The organism is Saccharopolyspora phatthalungensis (genome assembly GCF_014203395.1).
Classification (GTDB): Bacteria; Actinomycetota; Actinomycetes; order Mycobacteriales; family Pseudonocardiaceae; genus Saccharopolyspora; species Saccharopolyspora phatthalungensis.
Genome location: NZ_JACHIW010000001.1, coordinates 1,561,859 through 1,583,936 on the forward strand (window position 1 = coordinate 1,561,859; position 22,078 = coordinate 1,583,936).

The following is a 22,078-nucleotide window of genomic DNA, read 5'->3' on the forward strand; positions in this document are numbered from 1 at the left end:
TTCGCAGCGTCCGCCACACACACCGCCGCGAGCCTGGGCCACTCAGGAACGAGCCCCCAGGCCATTGGCCTGCAACCAGCTGACGAGTCCTCGGGGATTGCGGGTCTGGGTCAGCACCTGACCGGGCCCGGCGAAATCGAACACCAGGCCCTCGCCACTCTTGAGCGATTGGGTGATGCCCTGGTTCATCTGCCGCAGCCGGCTCTGCACCGTGTCGGCGTAAGCGACCACGTGGCCGGTGTCGATCGTGACGTACTCGCCGGGCTGCAACGTCACGACGTCCAGCGCGCCGTAGCAGGTAACCACCACGGGGCCCTGGCCGCCGACGTGGGTCATGAAGCCGCCTTCACCGCCGAAGAGGTTCTGGAAGCCGCCCCACTGCGTCTCGACCTGCGCGGTGCTCGCGGAGGCGAGCCAGCAGCCCTTGGTCACGCACCAGCCAACCCGGCCGTCGAGTTCGAGCACGTTCAGGTCGCCGGGCAGGTTCGGCGCCACGTCCACCCAGCCGCCCTGCTGCGGGGCCGTGTAGGTCGACACGAAGAACGACTCGCCGCCGAGCGCGGCGCGTGCCAGCGATTTCAGGAAGCCGCCCTGCGCGCGGGCCTCGACGGTCACGCCGTAGCTGGTGGCCAGCATCGCGCCGGACTCGACCTGCACGGGCTCACCCGGGGCGAGCAGCAGCCGGGCCACCCCGAACGACGGCGTGTGACGGGTGCGAACCTGCACGGGGTACCTCCTAGACGAGACCGTTGACGAGTCTGCCACGCGATCAGTGCGACGATTTCCACGCCGGTAGGGACAGCGGGGGCACCGATGACCGATGATCTGGGCGTGTCGCACGGAACCGGAACCCCAGCCCTGACCGCGGTCGCCGACCACCGGTCGAAGATCGCCGCCCTGCTCGCCCCGACCCCAGTACTGGCCAAGCCACTGGCGGACTGCCTGGGGCTCGCCCTCGCCGAGGATCTGGCCGCACCGATCTCGCTGCCGCCGTTCGACAACTCCGCGATGGACGGCTACGCGGTGCGGTCGGTGGATCTGGCCGGCGCCACCCCGGAGCAGCCGGTGAAGCTGCCGGTGCACGAGGACATCCCGGCGGGCCGGGTCGACGTGCCGCCGCTGCAGCCCGGTACCGCGCACCGGATCATGACCGGCGCGCAGGTGCCGCCGGGAGCGGACGCGGTCATCCCGGTGGAACGCACCGACGGCGGTGCCGAGCAGGTGCAGGTGTTCGCATCGGTGCAGCCGGGAGCGCATGTTCGGCGCGCGGGTGAGGACGTCACGGCCGGTGCCACCGTGCTCGCGGCGGGCACCACGCTGGCGCCTTCGCAACTGGGCGTCGCGGCCGCCGTCGGAGCCGCGGAGTTGTCGGTGCACCAGCCGGTGCGGGTGCTGGTGCTGTCGACCGGGTCGGAGCTGGTGGCGCCCGGAACCGCCCTGCAGCCCGGGCAGATCTACGAGTCCAACGGCTTGATGCTGGCCGCTGCGGTGCGCGAGGCCGGTGGCGAAGCCACCTTGCTGCGATTCGTGCCGGACGACGTCGATGCCTTCCACGCCGCGCTCGCCCCGCACCTGAACTCCACCGATCTGCTGATCACCTCCGGCGGCGTCAGCGCGGGGGCCTACGAGGTCGTCAAGGACGCACTGACGGGAACCGGCGTCGAGTTCACCAAGGTCGCGATGCAGCCGGGGATGCCACAGGGCTGCGGCCGGTACCGCGACGGCGTCGCCGTGGTGACCCTGCCGGGCAACCCGGTCAGCGCGATGGTCTCGTTCGAGGTCTTCGTGCGGCCCGCGCTGCGCGCCGCCGCTGGGCATAGGGCGACCCGCCGCCCGATGCGGCAAGCGACGCTTATCGAGCCACTGTCCGCCCCGGCCGGCAAGCGCCAGTACCGCAGGGGCCTGTTCGACGAGGCCACCGGCACCGTCGCGTTACAGGGCGCCCCCGGCTCGCACCTGCTGGCCGGCCTGGCCAAGGCGAACTGCCTGCTGGAGGTCCGCGAAGACGTCACCGAACTCGCCGCCGGAGCCACAGTGGACGTGATGCTGCTGGATTAAGGTCCGCCGAGAACCGCGAGGTCCGATGGGCTCGACCACACCCGGCGCCGGGCGCGCGGCATGGCCGCGACCACCCGCCGCAGCGGGCCCGGAAGATCGTCTTGTTGACGGTTCAGATGCCGTCACCAAGCCTGCACCACCGTTCCGACCAACCCCCCGGAGTTCTACACCGTGCGTGGCCCCTGGCGCGCCGCCCTGGCGCTGGCGTTGCACATAGGCTTCTTCATCGCGCCGATCGCGCTGGTCCTCGGACTGCTCGCGATCGCGGCGTTCACCTTCCGATACGACCAAGGCAGCGGGTTGAAGGCCGCGCTGGCGGCAGTCGTGGTCGGCGCACTGTTCGCGATCGGGTTACGCGCCGTGCTGCGCACCCGGATCCGGCCGCGCGGCGTCGGGCTGGACCACGACGAACAGCCGCGGCTGTGGCGCATGGTGGAGTCGATCGCCGCCGATGCCGATGCCCCGGCGCCGCACCAAATCCGCATCACTTCCGAGCCGAACGCGGCCATCCGCGAGGACACCGCGCTGCTCGGCCTGCGGACCCGCACTCGCTACCTGGAGCTCGGGCTGCCGTTGCTGGCCGCGCTCAACGTCAGCGAGCTGCGGGCCGTCGTGGCGCACAAGCTAGGCCGCCTGACCGGTCGCAACCGGTTGATCGCGACGGCATACCGCGCGTCGGCGAGCGTCGAACGCACCGTCTCCCGCCTCACCGGCGGCCCCGTCAAATGCCTGTTCACCGGCTACGCCCGGCTGTTCACCGCGATAGCGGCCACCACCGGCCATGACCTGGAGTTCGCCGCCGACGCCATCGCGGTCCGGGAGGCCGGCAACCGCGCGGCCGTCACCGCCCTGCGCAAGGCGATCGCCATCGAGATCGGGTGGCAGGAGTACGCCGACCAGTACCTCAGCATGGCCAAGGCGGTCGGCCACGCGCCGGACGTGCTGCTGGGATTCCGCTCCTTCATGGAGCACCCGGTGCGCAAACCGCAGCTCGCCGAACGGGTCAAGCGGACCATCGCCGAGCAGCAGGACGGCAGCCGCACGCACCCGCCCGCGCGCGTGCGCATCGATGCGATGAAGCGCATCAAGGGCGCCCAAGGCGACCTCGACGAGCGGCCCGCGTTCGCCATGCTGCGCAACCCGCGCAAGAGCGTGCCTCTGCTCGAAGACCGCCTGATGATCGACGGCCTCAAGCGTCGGTTGGGGTGGCCGGAGTTGGCGCGGCTGGCGGGCGCCGCGCACGTCGCTGAGCGAGCCGCGCTGCTGAGTTCGGCCGCGGCACAAAGCGGGCTGCCGGTGGAGCCGACGATCCTCAGCATCCTGCCCGCCATCCACCGCGGCGAGGGCCACGACCTGGTCAACCCGGTGCTCAACCCAGGCCTGTCCCCGGAACGCATCGAGCAGGCCGCCGTCGACACCTTGACCGACCTGCTCGGCTGCGCGGTGGTGGACGCCCTGATCTGCGCCCGGCGGGCGCACCACGAGCTGGACTGGGGCGGCCCGTCGACGGTGCGGCTGGCCAATGGGCACCCGCTGGACCCGGACCGGCTGGTCCGGCCGGCGGTGGCCGATCCCCGGCTGATCCCGGGACTGCACCGGACCCTGGTCGAACTCGGCGTGCCGCTGACCCACGCCCGCCGCCCCGCCGCGGAACCCGAGCCCGCGCTGGCCGGGATCGTCAGCCCGGTGCAGTGTCCCGGCGGCAACTACGACCTGCTGGTCACCGATCGCGGCCTGGTGCTGCTGCCCAGCTCGGCCAGCACCACCAAACGGCTGCTGGCCGGCACCCTCGCCCGGTTCCGCAAGGCCGAGCAGGAACAGCTCGCCGAGCTGGCCGCGACGCCGATCGGCGAACTCCGGGAGCGACCCGGCGCGCAGTGGGTGGACAGCCGGGACGTGGCCAGCGCCCTGCTGGACCAGGACCGCGGGGGCTGGTCGCTGTCGCTGGAGCTGTACCTGGACGAGTACGCGGTGTCGGAGCTGGATGACACGATCGTGCTGGGCGGTGAGGACGGCAGCTGCGAGCTGGTGCTGCGCAGCACGGCCGACGGCGTGGAACACGGCGATCCGTACCGCGGCCTGGGCGAGCTGATGGGAGCCCGGATGAATTTGGACGATCCCACTAGCGCGAACGAGTGAGAAAGCATCGAGACCCGATAACGCTAAGTAATGCAACGGCTGGCTAATGTACTCCATTAGCGGCTACGGGTTTTTTGTGAACTCAATTACACTCGAAACCACGTAACGAATCGTCGATCAACTACGTCTCTCAGACGTCCGCATTTCCCACTCCTGCTTGCCAGTGGGGCGGACATGCCGAGGACCGTGTGCCGTCGGGGGGTGCACGGACCCGCATGAGGGGCCGTTCGGCGTCTACGGGGAGACGCCGAACGGTCCCCGTTTTATGGCCCGTCGATCCGGGCGCCGTCTCGGTTCTCGTCGGATGCGCCTGGCGTCTTGAGCGGTCCGCCGCGCGTTCACGCAAACGGGTGACATGATCGCCGCGCTGGCGGGTACCATCCGGGAATCGAATCAATGCAGGTCAGCAGGGCTGTTCTTGATCAACTACGCCCCTGGCGTCGGTTGACCCGAGGCGTCCGCGATGCTGTACCGACGACGGCACCGGTCGGCATCCCGTCCCCCCGGGAATCCGACCACATCCGCCGCACCATGACCGCCGACGCAGGGGCGTAACACGTCGATGAGCACCGCGAAAGAACCGAAGAAGAATCCGCTGGCGCACCTCGCGACGCTGGCCCGGAACACCATCCCGCCGATGCACCCGGCAGGCCGCCCGTTCGTCCTCGGCGCCGCCATCGCGACCCTCCTGCTGCGCCGCTTCTGGCGCCCGGCAGGCGTGCTCGGCGGCATCGTCACCGCCTGGTGCGCGTGGTTCTTCCGCGAACCCGAGCGCACCACGCCCAGCCGCGAGGGCCTCGCCGTCGCCCCCGCCGACGGCACGATCTCACACATCGAGCCCGCGGTGCCGCCGGCCGAGCTGGGTCTCGGCGACGCGCCGATGACCCGCATCAGCGCGTTCCTGACGATCTTCGACGTGCACGTCCAGCGGATCCCGCTGAGCGGCAAGATCGAGACCATCGCCTACCGGCCGGGCAAATTCCTTTCCGCGGACCTGGACAAGGCCAGCGAGGACAACGAGCGCAACTCGATGGTCATCCGCACCGACGACGGCACCCAGGTCGCCGTGGTGCAGATCGCCGGGCTCGTGGCGCGGCGCATCGTCTGCTCCGTCTCCGAAGGGGACGTGCTGCGGGCCGGCAGCACCTACGGCCTGATCCGGTTCGGCTCCCGGGTTGATCTCTACGTGCCGACTGGCAGCCGGATCCTGGTCGAGCCCGGCCAGCGCACCATCGGCGGGGAAACCGCCCTAGCCGAGTTGCCGCAGGGGAAGCGCACCTCATGAGCGTGCGCACCACCCCCGGCGTCCGGCTGCTGCCCAACGCGATCACCGTGCTGGCGATGTGCGCCGGACTGTCCGCGGTCCAGTTCGCGCTCAACGCCCAGCTCTACGGCGCGATCGCGGCGGTCGCGGTCGCGGCCGTGCTCGACGGCCTCGACGGGCGGATCGCCCGGCTGCTCGACGCCACCTCCAAGATGGGCGCCGAACTCGACTCGCTGTCCGACGCGATGTCCTTCGGCGTGGCCCCGGCGTTGACGCTGTATGCGTGGCAGTTGCAGGACAACCGGGCCGGCTGGGTGGTCGCGCTGATCTTCGCGGTGTGCATGGTGCTGCGCCTGGCGCGGTTCAACACGCTGCTCGACGACACCGAACAACCTCTGTATGCCAAGGAGTTCTTCGTCGGGGTGCCCGCCCCGGCGGCGGGGCTGCTCGCCCTGCTGCCGCTGGTCCTGACCGCGCACTTCGGCCACCCGGGCTGGTGGGCGAACCAGAACGCGGTGATGGTGTGGATGGTGCTGATCGCGGCGCTGGCCGTCAGCCGAGTGCCCACGCTGTCCCTGAAGACCGTCAAGGTGCCGCCGAAGGCCGCCGCACCGCTGCTGGTGCTGGTCGCGCTGCTGGCCGCGGGGGTCATCATGTTCCCGCTGATCTCGCTGGCCATCGTCTTGGTGATCTACCTGCTGCACATTCCCTACGCGGTCTACCGGCACAACTGGCTGGCCAAGCACCCGGAGGCGTGGGGAGCGCCGCCACGGGAGCGGCGCGCGATCCGGCGGCGCACCCAGCGTCGCCTCGGCCTGCGCCCGCCCCTGCGACGCCGCGTGGCGGGTGCCGCACGGCGCGTGCGGCTGTCCCGGCGCTACAGCCACCCGGACGGCCTGCGGCGCAGCTGGCGGCGGCTGGAGCTGCGGCGCAGCCGGAACGGCAGCCGGAACGACGGCGCACCGCGTTAACGGCGTTTTCAAGGGAAATCAACCCGCCGCTTTCCCTTGAAATCACCCACCTCACGATGGGCCCCACCACGGTTAAGCTCGCGGCGTGCCGTCGATTACGTTGACCGCTCGGTTGTCGCCGTCCGCCAAGGACACCCGGCGCGGGGTGGTGCGCCTGCACCCCGAGGTGCTCGACGCGTTGGGATTGCGGCAGTGGAACGCCGTGCAGCTCATCGGCGCCCGGGTCACCGTGGCGCTGGCCGCCGCGTCCGCCCCGGGCACCCCGACCGGCGTGCTACTGCTCGACGACGTGGCGTTGATGAACCTGGGTCTGACCGAAGGTGCCGAGGTGGGCGTCTCGCCCGTGCAGGTCGCGGTCGCGAAGCGGGTGAGCATCGCGGGCTCGCAGCTGGCGCGCGCCACCGTCGCACCCGAGACGGTGCGCTTGGCGTTGACCGGCAAGGTTTTCGAGACCGGCGACACGGTGTCGCTGCTGCCGCAGGACGTCGCCCCGGCGAGCACTGCGAACGCCGGCGAGGTACGCCGCAAGCTCGCCAGTGCCATCGGCATCACCTGGACCAACGAACTGATCACCATCGCAGCCACCGAGCCGCCCGGGGCGGTAGCCGTGCAACCCTCCACGGTGGTCGAGTGGCGCAACGGGGCGACGGCGGCAGCAGCAGCATCCGCACCGATAGCAGCGCCAGCCGCCCCGCATCCGGCACCCACCGAGCCAGCCGAGCACGCCAAGCAAGTCGAGCCGGCGGTCCCGGTCGCGGACCTCGTCGGCTCCCGCGACAGCGCTAAACGGCTGGCGGAGTGGCTCCGGCTGGCCTTCGACCAGCCCGAACTGCTGCGGCGCCTCGGCGCCGAACCGCGCCTCGGCGTGCTGCTCAGCGGCCCGGCCGGAGTCGGCAAAGCCACCCTCGCCCGCGCGGTGACCAACGCGATCGGCGCGGAGCTCGTGGAACTCGCCGCGCCCAGCATCGCCGCGCTCGAACCGCGCGCCGCAGCCCAACACCTCCAAGACGCGATCACCCGCGCCACCACTGCGGGCGGGAATCGCGTGCTGCTGCTGACCGACGTCGAGAGCCTGCTACCCGGCAGCGAGCCGCCGCCGCTGGCCACCGTGGCGCTCGACGCGATCCGCGGCGCGATCGGCACCGATCGGCTCGCTCTGGTCGTCACCAGCTCGCAACCGCAGGCGATCGACCCCCGGCTGCGGGAGCCGGGCCTGGTGGACCGGGAACTCACCCTTGGGCTCCCCGACGACGCCACCCGCACGGATCTGCTCCGGGTGCTGCTGCGCAACGCGCCGTTGGCCGCGGACGTCAAGCTGGCCGAGGTCGCCGAGCGGGCCCCGGGATTCGTCGTCGCCGATCTGGTGGCGTTGTGCCGGGAAGCGGCCGTCGGCGCCGCGTTGCGCCACCGGGACGACACCGCCGATCCCCGCATCCGGCAGCAGGACCTGCTGGACGCGCTGTCCTCGGTCCGGCCGATCTCGATGTCCACATCGGACAATCTGCAGACCGGCGGGCTGACGCTGGACGACGTCGGAGACATGGCCGAGGTGAAGCAGTCGCTCACCGAGACGGTGCTGTGGCCGTTGCAGTACCCGGATTCGTTCACCCGGCTCGGAGTGGAGCCGCCGCGCGGCGTGCTGCTGTACGGGCCACCGGGCTGCGGCAAGACCTACCTGGTGCGTGCGCTGGCCGGCAGCGGGCGGCTGAACGTGCTGGCGGTCAAGGGCGCAGAGCTGATGGACAAATGGGTCGGCGAGTCCGAGCGCGCGGTGCGCGAGCTGTTCCTGCGAGCCGCCAACGCCGCCCCGGCCTTGGTTTTCCTCGACGAGGTAGATGCGCTGGCGCCGCGTCGCGGGCAGTCGTCCGACTCCGGTGTGGCCGACCGAGTGGTGGCGGCGCTGCTGACCGAGCTCGATGGCGTGGAGCCGATGCGGGACGTGGTCGTGCTCGGCGCGACGAACCGACCGGAACTGGTCGACCCGGCGTTGCTCCGCCCCGGCCGCCTGGAGCGCTTGGTCTACGTCCCACCGCCGGATGCGACGGCCCGCGAAGCGATCCTGCGAGCAGCGGCGAAGAACACGCCGCTGGCGTCCGATGTGGACCTCGCCGCGCTGGCCGAGGAACTCGACGACTACTCGGCAGCGGATTGCGCGGCCCTGATCCGGGAAGCGGCGCTCACCGCGATGCGCGAATCCCTTTCCGCAGCCGAGGTTTCCGCCGCCCACCTGGCCACCGCCCGCAAGGCGGTCCGCCCGTCCCTAGACCCGGCACAGCTCGCGTCCCTGGAGTCCTACGCCAAGACACGGCAGCAATGAACGGTTCGCGGCCGACATCCCGGCCGTTCACTTCGTGTTGGCGATGCCCTTGTAGTCGTTGGTGATGATGGCGATCAGGCCCGGTGTGGCGTCCTGGATGCCTTCGAAGCGGGGTTCGGCACGCGCCCCGAAGCGGGCGGCCAGCTCCTGCGCCTGCCGCTCCTCGGCGGTGCCGGGACGGAAGTACACCGTCGTGGTGGGAATGCGCCCCATCGGGTAGTTGCCGATCTCCGGCACCTCATACCCGGCTCGCCGGAAGTCCTCCGCGGCCCGGTGCGCCAAGCCGCTGATGGTGCTGTTGTTGTAAACCCGCACCACGATCTTGGCCGTCGCATTGCCGGACCCGACCGGCACGTCCTGATTGTGCGTGCCTTGCGGCGGCGCGGGCGGCGGACTGTCCTGTGTGGCTGGTGGCGGCGAGGCTACCGGCGGCGCGCTGGCGACGGGCGGCACCACGGCGGTCTCGGTGGGCGGGTTCCGGACCACCGAGGTGATCGGCGGCGGATTGCCGACCGGGGGCAGCGGCCGGGCGGAGTTCGTGGTGTCACCGCCGGAAACCAGCGTGGCGATGCCGAAGACGCCCGCGACCGCACCGACTCCGATCAGACCGTATCCGATGATCTTGGCCCTGGTGGGCCCGGTGGACGGTTCCCCTGAAGTCATCAGTGCAACTCGATTCCCAGTCGTTGGGCGGCCCGCGCGCGCTGCCGAACCGCCCGCGCCTTGCGCAGCCGTTTGATCAGCATAGGGTCTGTCCGCACGGCGGCCGGACTGTCCAGCAACGCGTTCAGCAGTTGGTAGTAGCGCGACGGCGACATGTCGAACAGCTCGCGGATCGCGCGCTCCTTGACGCCTTCCCGCTTCCACCACTGCGACTCAAAGGCCAAGATGCCCCGGGCCCGGTCATCGAGATCGCCATCGGGCACCGACGGCCGCGGCGGCAGCGGCGTTTCGACGATCCGCTCGATCGGCTGGGTGACCGGCTCGGCGAGTCGCAGGCGCCGACCGGATGTCGATTCCGATGAATTCTGCCGTTGTTGCAGGCGCGCCAGTTGCTTGCACTGACGAGCGATCTCCCGCGCGGTCAGCATTTGGGCGGCGTCCATCTGACTCCTCGCCTCGCGATTCGGGACTCCCCGGGTTCGCCGTAATCACATGGCTGTGATTCCTCCTTAATTACACCATGCCGAGATGCCCGGCGTGAGCGGATCACACCGGCGGGCAGCAGGCAAGAGCCCTTGCCGGGCCGGGCGGCGAAACCGCTAAAGTCCCGCTCATGGCTGTTCACCCGATTCGTGTCGTCGGCGACCCGGTGCTGCACACCCCCACCCGTCCGGTGGAGCGGTTCGACGACGAACTGCACACCCTTGTCGGCGACATGTTCGAGACGATGGCCGCCGCGAACGGAGTCGGGCTGGCGGCCAACCAGATCGGCGTCGACCTGCGGTTGTTCGTCTACGACTGCCCAGACGACGACGGGGTCCAGCACCGCGGCGTGGTGGTCAACCCGGAGCTGACGACCTCCGAGATTCCGCAGACCATGCCGGACCCGGAGGAGGACTGGGAGGGTTGCCTGTCGGTGCCCGGCGAGTCCTACCCGACCGGCCGGGCGAGTTGGGCGAAGGTCACCGGGTCCGATGTGGACGGAAAGTCGGTCGAAGTGGAGGGGACCGGCCTCTTCGCCCGCTGCCTGCAACACGAGACCGACCACCTGGACGGTTATGTGTACCTGGACCGGCTGGTCGGCCGCCACGTGCGGGCGGCGAAGAAAATGATCAGGCGAAACCGCTGGGGCGTGCCCGGCCTGTCCTGGAACCCGGCGGAGGTCGGCGACCCGTTCGCCGAAGGCGAGTAGTAATCAGAAACCCTTGGTGTTCGGCATGAGGTCCGGCTCGGGCCGCTCGACCCTGTCGGCAGACATGTGCAATCGGGAAGCTTTACGATCTTCCTGGTCACGAGCGCAGTGGCACACCGCGCTGCCGTCATCCGGGCAAATGGGGGGTTGGCAGCCCGACAGCGATGCGGCTAGCCTCTGCCGCGACAAACCAACACCGCGGGAGCTCGCACCAACAGCGGGCTGAGAGGGCGGCTGGAGAACTCCGGGGCCGCCGACCGCATGAACCTGACCGGGTAATGCCGGCGTAGGGAGTGGATGGCAGTGGCCGACGTGCGTCCGAACGCGTCCGACAACGGCACCGAGATCACCACCGGGCCGATCAGCGGCTCCCGGAAGGTGTTCCGCGGCACCGAGTCCGGCCTGCAAGTGCCATTCCGCCGCATCGAGTTGACCAATGGCGAACACCTCGACGTGTACGACACCTCCGGGCCGTACACCGACGAGAACGCCACCGTCGACGTCCACAGTGGACTTCATCGGATGCGGGCGGGATGGGCCGACGGCCGGGAGCACCGGACCCAGCTCGGCTGGGCCAAAGCCGGTGTCATCACACGGGAAATGGAGTACATCGCCACCCGCGAGGGCATGCCGCCCGAGCTGGTCCGCGACGAGGTGGCCAGCGGCCGGGCGGTGATCCCGGCCAACCGCTGCCACCCGGAGAGCGAGCCGATGATCATCGGCAAGAAGTTCCTGGTGAAGGTTAACGCCAACATCGGCAACTCCGCGGTGACCTCCTCGGTCGAGGAGGAGGTGGAGAAGATGGTGTGGGCCACCCGGTGGGGCGCCGACACCGTGATGGACCTGTCCACCGGCAAGCGGATCCACGAGACGCGGGAGCGGATCCTGCGCAACTCGCCGGTGCCGATCGGCACCGTGCCGATCTACCAGGCGCTGGAGAAGGTCAATGGCGATCCGGCCGCGCTGACCTGGGAGGTCTACCGCGACACCGTGATCGAGCAGTGCGAGCAGGGCGTGGACTACATGACCGTGCACGCCGGGGTACTGCTGCGCTACGTGCCGCTGACCGCGAACCGGGTCACCGGCATTGTCTCCCGGGGCGGGTCGATCATGGCCGCGTGGTGCCTGGCGCACCACCGGGAGAGCTTCCTGTACACGCACTTCGGCGAGCTGTGCGAGATCCTGCGTGCCTACGACGTCACGTTCTCCCTCGGCGACGGCCTGCGACCCGGGTCCATCGCGGACGCCAACGACCGCGCGCAATTCGCCGAACTGGAGACCCTCGGTGAGCTCACCCACATCGCCCGCGAGCACGAGGTGCAGGTGATGATCGAGGGCCCCGGGCACGTGCCGATGCACAAGATCGCCGAGAACGTGCGGTTGGAAGAGGAGCTGTGCGGTGCAGCGCCGTTCTACACGCTCGGCCCGCTGACCACCGACATCGCCCCCGCCTACGACCACATCACGTCCGGGATCGGCGCGGCGATGATCGCCCAGGCGGGCACCGCGATGCTCTGCTACGTCACCCCGAAAGAGCACCTCGGGCTGCCGAACCGGGACGACGTCAAGACCGGCGTGATCACCTACAAGATCGCCGCGCACGCCGCCGACCTGGCCAAGGGTCACCCGCGCGCGCAGGAGTGGGACGACGCGCTGTCCAAGGCGCGGTTCGAGTTCCGCTGGACCGACCAGTTCAACCTGGCGCTGGACCCGGACACCGCGCGCGCCTTCCACGACGAGACGCTGCCCGCCGAACCGGCCAAGACCGCGCATTTCTGCTCGATGTGCGGGCCGAAGTTCTGCTCGATGAAGATCACCCAGGACATCCGGAAGTTCGCCGAGGAACGCGGGCTCACCAGCGTCGAGGCGATCGAGGCGGGCATGCAAGAGAAGTCCGCGGAGTTCGCGGGCACCGGCGGCAAGGTGTACCTCCCCATCGCCGACTAAGGCACTGGGGCTGGCGATTTCAAGGGAAATCGGCGGGTTGATTTCCGTTGAAATCGCCAGGGATGCCCGGCAGGATCGGGGCCGTAACATGAACCGGATGCACGAGACCTCGGCCGGGCACGAAGTTCGGCCCGCGAACGACACCGCGCCGCCGACCGCCCTGACCATCGCCGGGTCGGACTCCGGCGGCAGCGCGGGAATGCACGCGGACCTGCGCACCTTCTTCGCCTGCGGCGTGCACGGCATGACCGCGGTCACCGCAGTGACGGTGCAGAACACCGTCGGCGTCACCGGACTTGTGGAGATCCCGCCGGAGACCGTGGCCGCGCAGGTCGAGGCGGTCGCCTCGGACATCGGGGTGGACGCGGCGAAGACCGGCGTGCTGGCCTCGGCCGCCACCATCGAGGCGGTCCTGGACGCCTGCGACAAACATGGCATCGGCCGCGACGCGCGCACGCCGTTCGTCGTGGATCCCGTCGCCGCTTCCCGCAGCGGCGAGCCGCTGCTGCGGCCGGATGCGCTGGACGCTCTGCGGTACAAGGCGTTTCCGCGCGCCACGCTGGTCACGCCGAACCTCGACGAGGTCCGGCTGCTGACGGGGATCGACGCGCGCAGCCGCGCGGACCTGCTGGACGCGGCCAAGGCCGTTTTCGACTTCGGCCCGCGGTGGGTGCTGATCAAGAGCGGCCACCTGGCCGGCGACCCGGAGTGCGTCGACCTGCTCTTCGACGGCAACGAGGCGATCCCGCTGCCCGCGCCCCGCTACGCGACGGTGCACACCCACGGCGCCGGCGACGTCTTCGCCTCGGCCATCACGGCGGCCCTGGCGAAGGGCGCTTCGATGCCCGACGCGGTGCGCAGCGGCAAGCGGTTCGTCACCCGCAGCGTGTCGCACGCGTACCCGCTCGGCGCCGGAGTGGGACCGGTGTCGACGTTCTGGCGCGTCAGCCCCCGCTCCTTCTGAACCCCCAACAGTCCCCCTAATAGAGTGATTTTGATCCCGGATCTGTAACCCGAATGGCGTGCCTCATCGACATAAGGTTTGAGAAGCGCGTAAGTCCCAAGACCGGGCCAATCGGCGGCGGGCGCTTCGCTGCGCGCCGCGCGCACGACGACGACAGGGGTTTGCAACAGCGTGGCTAAATCGGTGTGGACACGAGTGCGGGGACGACTGACCACCGAAGCAGGGGCACCAGACCCCCGGCAGCGCCAATACGCCCTGCTGGTGCTCGCCGCCGTGGTGGTCGGCACCGCCATCGGCTGGAGCTTCGAGCTGCAAACCCCGGCCCTGATCGCCGGCCTTACCGCGGTGCTCGCGCTGATCGCCACCGGCGGTCAGTCGCTGCGCTCCGACCTGCACCGGTTCGCCTGGTTCACCCCGGCGCTGGTGCTCGCGATGACCGTCGGCCCGCTGTTGATGAACACCCCGGTGCTGGCCGGGCTCGCGGTGGCGGTCGTGGTCTTCGGCAGCGGCATGCTGCCCACGCTCGGCGAGCACTACCGCATCGGCGGCCAGACCTTCGCCGCCGCGACGCTGGTGTCCACCACCACCGGGCTCGGCTCCGACCAGCCGGTGCTGGTGCTGCTGGCCGCATCCGCCGCCGGAGCGGCATTCGCGCTGGTCCTCCGGGTGATCATCGGCCTCGGCGATCCGACCCGGGCGACTCGCGTGGCGGTCGCCCGGACGCTGCTCGAACCCGGCCCGGGCGTGGTCGAATCCGCCGCAGCGGCATGGCGTGCCGACGGTTCGAGCACCTGGCTCGGTCAGGTGCTGGCGGGCGCGGCCCGGTTCCGCGCGGCGCGGGAAACCCTGCTCGCGCAGGCCCAGCAGAGCGATCGGACCGAAGCCGAACGGCTCCGGCAGATCGTCGAGCAAGCCGATCAGGTCGCCGCCGAACTCGCCCGGGCGGTGCGCTCCCGCGCCTGCACCGGACTGCCCGCGGCGGCCCGCCGCGAGCCGGCCCAGGCCGTGGTGGCGCGCGGCGGACGGCAGGACCTGCCGGATGCGGTGCAGGGCATCAACCAGGGGCTGGACCGGATCCGGGCCGCGGTGGTGCGACGCGTCGAGACCCCGCTGCCGCCGTCGGCTCCCGGTGCGCGACGGGAACGATTCCTCGGTGCGGTGCGCGCGCACCTCTCGTTCCGCTCGTCGCTGTTCCGGCACTCGCTGCGCTGCACGCTCGCGGTCGCCTTCGGCATGGTGATCGTCCTGCTGCTGCGCGACCCTTCGGCGTCCAGCCTGCTGCTCGCGCTTTACGTGGTGCTGCAACCCGCCGCTCGCGACAGCATGACGGGCGCGTTGGAGCGCACCGGTGGCGCGGTGCTGGGCGTGACCGGGCTGGCGGTGCTGATCACCCTGCTGCCGGGCGCTTTCTTGCTGGTGCCGCTGGTGATCGGCGGGATGCTGCTGAACATGACGCGGCTGCGCGCCGACTACCAGGCGCTGCTGGGCTGCCTGATCGTGGTGACCGTCGTTGATCAGGCGATGCGGCTGGAACGGCCGCTGGTGAACGTGGGCATCAGCTTCGCCGCGAACACCGCGGTCGGCGCGGCGATCGCGCTCATCGTCGGCTACATCAGCTATCTGGTGTTGCCGAGCAGCATCCTGCCGGACGTGCGCGGTGCGGTGCGGTCCACGGTGTGGTCGGTGTCCGAACTGCTGCGCAGTGTGCGAGCCGCCGGCCAGGGCGTCGATCTGCCTGCGGCATTGCAGGCGGCGAACGTGCTCGCGTTGCGGCGCACGCAAGATCTGCTGGGCATGCCTGCGCTGCTCGACGGGACCGGTGAGGAGACCGACGACGACCGCGCGACGCGGGCGGCGGCGATCGCGCTCGACGCGCTGCGGCAGGACGTCGCAACGCTCGCCTTCCGGCCGGAGGCCGAGCAGGCGGTCGCGGTTCCGGCGCTGCGCGCGGTGGACGACCTGTTGGGCGGCAAACCGACGGCGAAGATCCCGGACGTGCCGGAGGGCAGCGCTCCGGCGACGGAGCTACTGGCGAGCTCGCTGGTGGAGAACGCCCTGCACGCGCGCCAGGCGATCGACCGGACCTTCGGCTACGACAACCCGTGGAAGAGCTACACGATCGCCTTCGTCCGCCCGGAGCGCCTCCACATTCGCTGAGGTCCGCCACGAGCTGTCAGCGCGGGATGGGCGGCATTTTCGCGCCAAATCGTCGCCCGTCCCGCGCCGAAACCGTCGTTTTCGCGCCAAACCGCCAAAACCGCTACGCGGTCGTTGATCACTCCAAGGGACGGCCGGGGCTGGAGGCTTGGGCCCAGAAGCGCTGGGGGATTCGACCCGCCAGGGCCGCCAGGCGGCCCCCCTCGACCGCCGCCCGCATCGCCGCCGCCATGCGCTCCGGGTCCTGGGCCCGAGTGACCGCCGTCGCCAGCAGGACCGCCGAGCAGCCGAGTTCCATCGCCAGCGCCGCGTCCGAGGCCGTGCCGATGCCCGCGTCCAGCACGATCGGCACCGATGCGCGCGAGACGATCATCTCGATATTGTGCGGGTTCCGGATGCCCAGACCGGTGCCGATCGGCGAACCCAGCGGCATCACCGCGGCGCAGCCGATCTCCTCCAGCTTCAGCGCCAGCACCGGGTCGTCGTTAGTGTAGGCCAGCACCACAAAACCCTGGTCGACCAGCTGTTCCGCGGCGTCGAGCAGCTCCACCGGGTCGGGCAGCAGGGTGTCCTCGTCGGCGACGACCTCCAGCTTGACCCAGTTCGTCTCCAACGCCTCGCGCGCGAGCTGCGCGGTCAGCACGGCCTCGGCCGCCGTTCGGCAGCCCGCCGTGTTGGGCAGCGCCTCGATGCCGAGCTTGCGCAGCAGGTCGAGCACTCCGGTGCCCCCGCCGGCGTCGGCGCGGCGCATCGCCACGGTCGTCAGCTCGGTTCCGGACGCGATCAGCGCTCGCTCCAGGACCGCGAGGTTCGTCGCCCCTCCGGTCCCGGTGATCAATCGCGAACCGAACTCGCGACCAGCGATCACCAACGGGTCGTCCATGTCACCCTCCTTGCACTGCGGTGAGGACCTCGATCGTGGCATCGGGGCGCAATCCGGTGTCCGGCCACAGGACGCGCGGCACCACTGCGCCGTCCAGCGCCACGGCCACGCCCCGCTCGGGCACCCCGAATTCCTGGAGCACCGCCGCGAGCGTGGCGTCGGCGGCAACTTGCCGGGCTTCTCCGTTGATCACGATGAGCACTGCTGTTCACCCCATCTGCTCGGATCGGCGGCCTTGACCTCTGCGGCGGGCTCCTCGCCACGCAGCAACGCCAGCACCGCTTCGACGGTTACCGGGGCGAGCAGGAAGCCGCCGCGGTGGTGCCCGGTCGCCGCCAGCACGCCGGGTTCCAGCCAGCCGAGCGCCGGCAGGTTGTCGTCGGTGCTCGGGCGCAACCCGGCCGCGGCCTCGACCAACTGGTATTCGGCGAGGCCCGGCATCAGCCGCTCGGCGTCTGCGATCAGATCGCGCACCCCGCCCACGGTGACCTCGGTATCGAACCCGACCTCGTATTGGGTGGCGCCGAGCACCAGGCCGCCGTCATCGCGCGGTACGAGGTAGGTCTGGCGGCCACGCACCGGGCCACGGATCGTGCGGTTCGGCGGCGGCAGCGCCGTGGCTCTCGCGCGCAGGCGGAGGATTTCGCCTTTCACGGGGCGAATCCGGTCTTGCAGCACGGGATGCAGGGCACCCGAGTTCACGCCCGCCGCGATCACCGCGACATCACAGTCCACAGTGGAGTTCTCGAGCTCCACCGCGCCGGGGCGGACCCGTTTCGCGTGCGCGGCGACGAAATCGACACCCACTGCGGTGGCAGCCGCGCGCAGCGCAATCAGTGCCTGGCGGTTGTCGACCGCGAGATCGCCCGGCACTTCGAGCCCGCCACGGACCGCCGGACCCAGCGACGGTTCGAGCCGCCGCACCTCCCGGCCGGACAGCCGGGTAACGGCGCGGCCGAGCCGGGCGAGGTAGTCGGCCAGGTTGTCCAGCTCGGTCCGGTCGGCGCTGTCCACACCGACGACCAGGGTTCCCGCACCGCGCAGGCCGGACGGCAATCCGGACGCTCGACCGAGTTCGTCGGCGAACGCCGGCCACTGCCGCAGCGACTCCGAACCCAGTTCCAGCAGCTCTTCTTCGCCGGGCCATGCCTCGGCAACGGGCGCCAGCATCCCGCCGGCCACGTAGGACGCCCCGGATGCCGGTTCGGCGTCGACGAGTCGGACGCGATGCCCGGCGGCGGCCGCACGCCAGGCGACGGACATACCGATGACGCCGCCGCCCACTACGACGACGTGCTTTTCTCGTGCTTCAGACAACTAGCTCCACGCTCCCTGCGCCGGCATGACCCGGATCAGGTTCGACGGTCGGGGCCAACGCCCCCTCTCAGCCCGGTGCCCGGACTCCCGTGCTCACCGAGTCCACCGTACCGGGCGAGGATCTCGACGTCAGGGGCGAGGTCGAGCACTTTTCACAAAGATCAAGTCCGGCAAGCGCGCCCGAGCCCGCGGTCGGGTAACCGACGCGCGCGGTCCGGCGACTGTGGCGCCAAAAGCTACCCTGTAGAACATGCCTGGATTGGACGGCTTCGGCATCCGCGCTCGCCTCGACGAGGCGCGGCTGTACCTGTGCACCGACGCACGCACCGAGCGTGGCGACCTCGCGGAGTTCGCGGACGCGGCACTGGACGGCGGGGTCGACATCATCCAGCTGCGGGACAAGAAACCGGGCGGCGCTCCGCTGGAGGCCCGCTATGAGTTGGCTGCGCTGGAGGTGCTGGCCGAGGCATGTCTGCGGCACGGTGCACTGCTCGCGGTGAACGACCGCGCGGACGTGGCGATGGCCGCCGAGGCCGACATCCTGCACCTCGGGCAGGATGACCTGCCGGTGGAGATCGCCCGGCGCATCGTCGGCGAGCACATCGCGATCGGCCGGTCCACGCACGACGTCGTGCAGGCCGACGCCGCGGCAATCGAGGCCGGCGTGGACTACTTCTGCACCGGCCCGGTATGGACGACGCCGACCAAGCCGGGCCGCCCGGCCGCCGGGCTCGACCTGGTGGAACACGCAGCGGAGCACCGGGGGCACGGTCGGCCGTGGTTCGCGATCGGCGGCATCGGCCCGGACAACCTCGACAAGGCCATCGAGGCCGGGGCGCAGCGAGTCGTCGTGGTCCGCGCGATCACCGAAGCCGAAGATCCCCGCGCGGCGGCCCGCGACCTCCGCGACCGCCTACCGTGACGCGGAGACCTGCGCGGGCATGACGCGGCCCCCGGCGGGGCCGGGGGCCGGGGTCGATCCGGGGTTACTGGGTGAGCAGAGTCAGGCTGTAGGCCTGCAGGATTTCGTTCACCGGCTGGAAGTAGGTCGTGCCGCCGGAGGTGCAGTCGCCGGAGCCACCGGAGGTCACCCCCTGGGCTTGGTCCCCGGAGAGATAGGGCCCGCCCGAGTCGCCGGGCTCGGCGCACACGCTGGTGCGGGTCAAGCCGCTCACGGTGCCCTGCGAGTACCGCACGGTCTGGTTCTTGGCCTCCACCGAACCGCAGTGCCAGCCCGTGGTCGAGCCGGAGCGGCAGATCGAGACGCCCTCGGCGGACTCGGTGGAACCGGCGACGCCGACGGTACTGCCGTTATAACGGTTGACCAGCGGCCGTGGGGTCTCGCCGGAGTCGACCCGGACCCAGCTGTAGTCGTTGCCCGGGAAGGACGAGCCCGCGTACCGGCCGGCGGGCCGCGATGTGCTGTCGCCGGTGCTGCCGCAGTGCCCGGCGGTCACGAAGCCGCCTTCCACCGAGAACCCGATCGAACAGCGGGACCCACTGCTCATGTGGACGGCGTTGCCGCCGATGACGTCGGCGTAGGTGCGCGGGTTCTCCGCCGACTCGACGACCCGAACCGCTTCGGTGAGGGCACCGGAAGTCCGCACGAACTGCGCCGCCCGGTCCCGGGTGCCCGGCTCGGTGGTGACGACGACCGCGTTCTCGCCGCCGCTGACGTACCAGCCGGAGACCTCTCCTGGGGCCGTCGGGCTGTGCTCGTTGAGGCTGTCGACGACCCCGTTGAGCTGCTCCATGGTGTAGGTGACGAGCTTGGGCTCGGCACCGGCCACGCGCACCTCGTCGAATCGGGCCTGGTCGGTCACGCCGACGACGAGCTTGCCGAGCGCCGGATAATAACGGGAACCGCCGTAGGTACCCGCTAGCGAACCGCGCAGCGCATGGTCCGCGCGGATGGCGTCGGATTCCCGGTCGAGCCGCTGGCGGGCCTGGTCCCGGGTCAAGCCGAAGTCGCGCTGCATCGCGTCAAGCAGGGTCACCGCCGCGGGCGCGGGCGGCGGCGTGGGTTCGGTGGCGATCGCCGGCATGGTCAACGCGGCCACCGTTACCGTCGCCAACGCCACGGTCCCGGCTATCCGGGCCGCGAGTCTGCGCTTCATCTGACGTCTCCCTTTGTGAAATGGATCTCAGAGCCCCCGTCGCCGATCCAGTATCAGAGGACATCAGCAGTCCCACATTTCCCTTTCGCCCCATAGCGCCCAAAACGCCCGCGTTGCTACTCGATCGAGGTAGCACCGCGGGCGTCTTGACCTTGGCTTTTTATCGCCCAGAAGTGGGCTGATGCAACACGCCGGTCTCGGTGGGCTGCTCGAAGACACCCGATTCCGGCGCCTGACTCGGCTGCTGCTCCGTCGCCGGAGCCCGGGTCGGTTGCTGGGTGGGCGCCGGGTTCTCGGTGGTCGGCTGCGCCGTCGGCTCCTCGGTCGGCGTCACTTCCGTGGACGGCTGCGGCTTGCTGCTGTGCGTCTCCTGCGGCTTGGCCGGTTCGGTCGGGACGCTCGGCGTGGGCTGCCGTTTTTGTTGCAGCACCTGCCCGAGCGTCGTGCCGGTTTCGCCGCCGGAGAGCGGCTTTCCGGTCACGCCTTCGAAGCCGGTGATGATCAGCATGCTCAATACGAACGCCGCCGCGCAGCTCGCGGCCACCATCGCCCACCGGACCCGGCGTTTGCGCCGATCGGGCTCCGGCTTCACGTCAGTCACCTCGGTCGCCTGGTCGAGCGCGGCGACGTGCAACTTCCGGGTGGCTGCTTCGGTGTCGACCTTCGCCGTGCGGTCCTCGTCTACGACCGTCTCCCCACCGGGCCAATGCATGCCGGGTGCCAGGTGGATCCGCCGCGTCGTTTCGACCTTCCGGTCCTTGGACACGTAGCGCGCGACGGAGGTCCGCTTGAGCCGCTTCTCGGATGCCTTGGCGGCCGCGGACACCGCCTTTTCCTTCGCGTTCTCAAGTGATCGCTGGTAGAGCGCCCCGCCGACGGTGATGACCACGCTCGTCATCCCGGCACCCGCCACGGTGCCCGCCACCCCGAGCCGGGACCCCAGGAAGGCCGCCGTCACCGATGCCAGTGCCGCCCCAGCGACCTGGGCCGGTGCCACGTCGACCTTCTTGGGCTTCTTCCCCTCCTCGTCCGAATCCTGCCGGTTGGATTCCGCCTTCTGCCTGACCATGGCTCCCACGCTCTTGAACGCACTCTCTCCCTACGGTCCAACGGGGGAGCACGGCGGTTTTCTCCAGATCGTTGCCAAACCGTGAGGACTCCCACTTCGAAGTAACGCCGCGGACCGGAAGGACGAAAGGGCCCCGGTCCGGGTGCCTTTCGATCTCGACCGCGCAACGGCGCAAGCATCGGGCAAATCGGTTTCCACGGCGAGCTTTCCGCTCGGTGCGGCGGGAGCCGATCAGCCCGGCGGGTTGAGCCGCGCGACGAACTTGTAGCGGTCGCCGCGGTAGATCGAGCGCACCCACTCCACCGGGCGGCCCTCGGTGTCGAACGAGTGGCGGGACAGCAACAGCATCGGCAGGCCGACATCGGAGCCGAGCAGTTCCGCTTCCTCCGGACTGGCCAGCGCCGTCTCGATGGTCTCCTCGGCGTGGCCCAACTCGACGTCGAAGTGCTCGCGGAGCACCTGGTAGAGCGAGCCCCCGGATTCCAGCCGACCGGTCAGCCCGCGGAACCGGGTCAGCGGCAGGTGGGTGGTCTCGATGGCCATCGGCTCGCCGTCGGCGAGCCGCAACCGGCGCAACCGCAACACGGTCGCGCTCGGCTTGGTCGCCAGCAGCCCAGCCAGTTCCTCCGCGGCCGGTTCCTCCACAACCTCAAGCAGTCGCGAGGTCGGCTGACGCCCCTGGGCGCGCATGTCTTCGGTGTAGCTGCTCAACTGCAATCGCTGGGCGACTTTCGGCTTGGCCGCGAAGGTGCCCTTGCCCTGCACCCGCAACAGCCGGCCTTCCACGGTCAGTTCGGCCAAAGCCTGGCGCACCGTCGTGCGCGAGACGTCGAACTCGGCGGCCAGCGAGCGCTCGGTAGGAATCGGCGCACCCGCAGGCAACGAGCGGAGCATGTCCAAGAGGTGCTGCTTGAGCCCCCAGTACTTCGGTTCACGTTGTGCGCGTCCGGGCGATTCCGCCCCGCCAGCCACGGACGTTTCGAGCATCTTTCCTCCTGCCACCGCAACCTTGCCGCCGTT

Annotated in this window: 19 protein-coding genes and 2 riboswitches; of the genes, 10 read left to right on the top strand and 9 right to left on the bottom strand. The window is 70.3% G+C overall.

Features of this window, described 5'->3' with window-relative positions; all coding sequences use genetic code 11:
• Positions 1-42 precede the first annotated feature (42 nt).
• Complete coding sequence (locus tag BJ970_RS06915; RefSeq protein WP_184725152.1) at positions 43-726, bottom strand: TIGR00266 family protein; 684 nt, start codon at positions 724-726, stop codon at positions 43-45.
• A gap of 87 nt (positions 727-813) precedes the next feature.
• Between BJ970_RS06915 and moeA the strand changes: the two genes are divergently transcribed.
• The 5 genes from moeA to BJ970_RS06940 all read left to right on the top strand — a co-directional run bounded on the left by moeA (position 814) and on the right by BJ970_RS06940 (position 8,749).
• Entirely contained in the window at positions 814-2,058 is a 1,245-nt protein-coding gene (gene moeA, locus BJ970_RS06920) for a molybdopterin molybdotransferase MoeA (RefSeq protein ID WP_184725154.1), read from the top strand.
• Between the two features lie 171 nt (positions 2,059-2,229).
• Positions 2,230-4,197, top strand: a complete 1,968-nt coding sequence (locus BJ970_RS06925) for a M48 family metallopeptidase (RefSeq protein WP_184725156.1) — start codon at positions 2,230-2,232, stop codon at positions 4,195-4,197.
• Between the two features lie 562 nt (positions 4,198-4,759).
• On the top strand, positions 4,760-5,482 hold the full coding sequence (locus BJ970_RS06930; protein ID WP_184725158.1) for a phosphatidylserine decarboxylase: 723 nt from the start codon (positions 4,760-4,762) through the stop codon (positions 5,480-5,482).
• Positions 5,479-6,432, top strand: coding sequence for a CDP-diacylglycerol--serine O-phosphatidyltransferase (gene pssA, locus BJ970_RS06935; protein WP_184725160.1), 954 nt, complete (start codon positions 5,479-5,481; stop codon positions 6,430-6,432). The genes BJ970_RS06930 and pssA overlap by 4 nt, the downstream gene beginning before the upstream one ends.
• A gap of 85 nt (positions 6,433-6,517) precedes the next feature.
• On the top strand, positions 6,518-8,749 hold the full coding sequence (locus tag BJ970_RS06940) for an AAA family ATPase (protein ID WP_184725162.1): 2,232 nt from the start codon (positions 6,518-6,520) through the stop codon (positions 8,747-8,749).
• A 27-nt stretch (positions 8,750-8,776) separates the two neighbouring features.
• Here the strand turns inward: BJ970_RS06940 and BJ970_RS06945 are convergent, their stop codons facing one another.
• Together BJ970_RS06945 and BJ970_RS37665 are read right to left on the bottom strand one after the other, a co-directional pair.
• The gene (locus tag BJ970_RS06945; RefSeq protein WP_184725164.1) at positions 8,777-9,412 is read right to left on the bottom strand and encodes a LytR C-terminal domain-containing protein; all 636 of its coding nucleotides are present in this window, start codon (positions 9,410-9,412) and stop codon (positions 8,777-8,779) included.
• Complete coding sequence (locus BJ970_RS37665; protein WP_246471280.1) at positions 9,412-9,693, bottom strand: DUF3263 domain-containing protein; 282 nt, start codon at positions 9,691-9,693, stop codon at positions 9,412-9,414. The genes BJ970_RS06945 and BJ970_RS37665 overlap by 1 nt, the downstream gene beginning before the upstream one ends.
• Positions 9,694-10,025: 332 nt before the next feature.
• Between BJ970_RS37665 and BJ970_RS06955 the strand changes: the two genes are divergently transcribed.
• From BJ970_RS06955 to BJ970_RS06970, 4 genes are all read left to right on the top strand, one after another.
• Positions 10,026-10,604, top strand: coding sequence for a peptide deformylase (locus BJ970_RS06955; RefSeq protein ID WP_184725168.1), 579 nt, complete (start codon positions 10,026-10,028; stop codon positions 10,602-10,604).
• Between the two features lie 188 nt (positions 10,605-10,792).
• Positions 10,793-10,914, top strand: a riboswitch (TPP riboswitch).
• Entirely contained in the window at positions 10,902-12,551 is a 1,650-nt protein-coding gene (gene thiC / locus BJ970_RS06960; RefSeq protein WP_221467067.1) for a phosphomethylpyrimidine synthase ThiC, read from the top strand. Its footprint overlaps the riboswitch before it by 13 nt.
• A 97-nt stretch (positions 12,552-12,648) precedes the next feature.
• Positions 12,649-13,515: a bifunctional hydroxymethylpyrimidine kinase/phosphomethylpyrimidine kinase gene (gene thiD, locus BJ970_RS06965; RefSeq protein WP_184725170.1), complete on the top strand. Its 867-nt coding sequence runs from the start codon at positions 12,649-12,651 to the stop codon at positions 13,513-13,515.
• Positions 13,516-13,686: 171 nt separating this feature from the next.
• Positions 13,687-15,672 (top strand): FUSC family protein, encoded by a 1,986-nt coding sequence (locus BJ970_RS06970; protein WP_184725172.1) that lies wholly within the window; start codon positions 13,687-13,689, stop codon positions 15,670-15,672.
• A 118-nt stretch (positions 15,673-15,790) separates the two neighbouring features.
• On the opposite strand, the gene BJ970_RS06975 is transcribed toward BJ970_RS06970, so the two are convergent.
• From BJ970_RS06975 to thiO, 3 genes are all read right to left on the bottom strand, one after another.
• Positions 15,791-16,555 (bottom strand): thiazole synthase, encoded by a 765-nt coding sequence (locus BJ970_RS06975; protein WP_184725174.1) that lies wholly within the window; start codon positions 16,553-16,555, stop codon positions 15,791-15,793.
• A 1-nt stretch (position 16,556) separates the two neighbouring features.
• Positions 16,557-16,757, bottom strand: a complete 201-nt coding sequence (thiS, locus tag BJ970_RS06980) for a sulfur carrier protein ThiS (protein WP_184725176.1) — start codon at positions 16,755-16,757, stop codon at positions 16,557-16,559.
• Positions 16,745-17,872 carry a glycine oxidase ThiO gene (gene thiO / locus BJ970_RS06985; RefSeq protein WP_184725178.1) on the bottom strand — a complete coding sequence of 376 codons (1,128 nt, stop codon included), beginning with the start codon at positions 17,870-17,872 and terminating at the stop codon, positions 16,745-16,747. Before thiO ends, thiS begins: the two co-directional genes overlap by 13 nt.
• A riboswitch (TPP riboswitch) is annotated at positions 17,868-17,973 on the bottom strand. Its footprint overlaps the gene before it by 5 nt.
• A gap of 149 nt (positions 17,974-18,122) precedes the next feature.
• Between thiO and thiE the strand changes: the two genes are divergently transcribed.
• Positions 18,123-18,794 (top strand): thiamine phosphate synthase, encoded by a 672-nt coding sequence (gene thiE / locus BJ970_RS06990; RefSeq protein WP_184725180.1) that lies wholly within the window; start codon positions 18,123-18,125, stop codon positions 18,792-18,794.
• Positions 18,795-18,858: 64 nt separating this feature from the next.
• On the opposite strand, the gene BJ970_RS06995 is transcribed toward thiE, so the two are convergent.
• The 3 genes from BJ970_RS06995 to BJ970_RS07005 form a co-directional block, all read right to left on the bottom strand.
• Entirely contained in the window at positions 18,859-19,989 is a 1,131-nt protein-coding gene (locus BJ970_RS06995) for a S1 family peptidase (protein ID WP_184725182.1), read from the bottom strand.
• Positions 19,990-20,149: 160 nt separating this feature from the next.
• Positions 20,150-21,058, bottom strand: a complete 909-nt coding sequence (locus BJ970_RS07000; protein ID WP_184725184.1) for a hypothetical protein — start codon at positions 21,056-21,058, stop codon at positions 20,150-20,152.
• A gap of 231 nt (positions 21,059-21,289) precedes the next feature.
• Entirely contained in the window at positions 21,290-22,045 is a 756-nt protein-coding gene (locus tag BJ970_RS07005; RefSeq protein ID WP_184725186.1) for a GntR family transcriptional regulator, read from the bottom strand.
• Between the last annotated feature and the right edge of the window lie 33 nt (positions 22,046-22,078).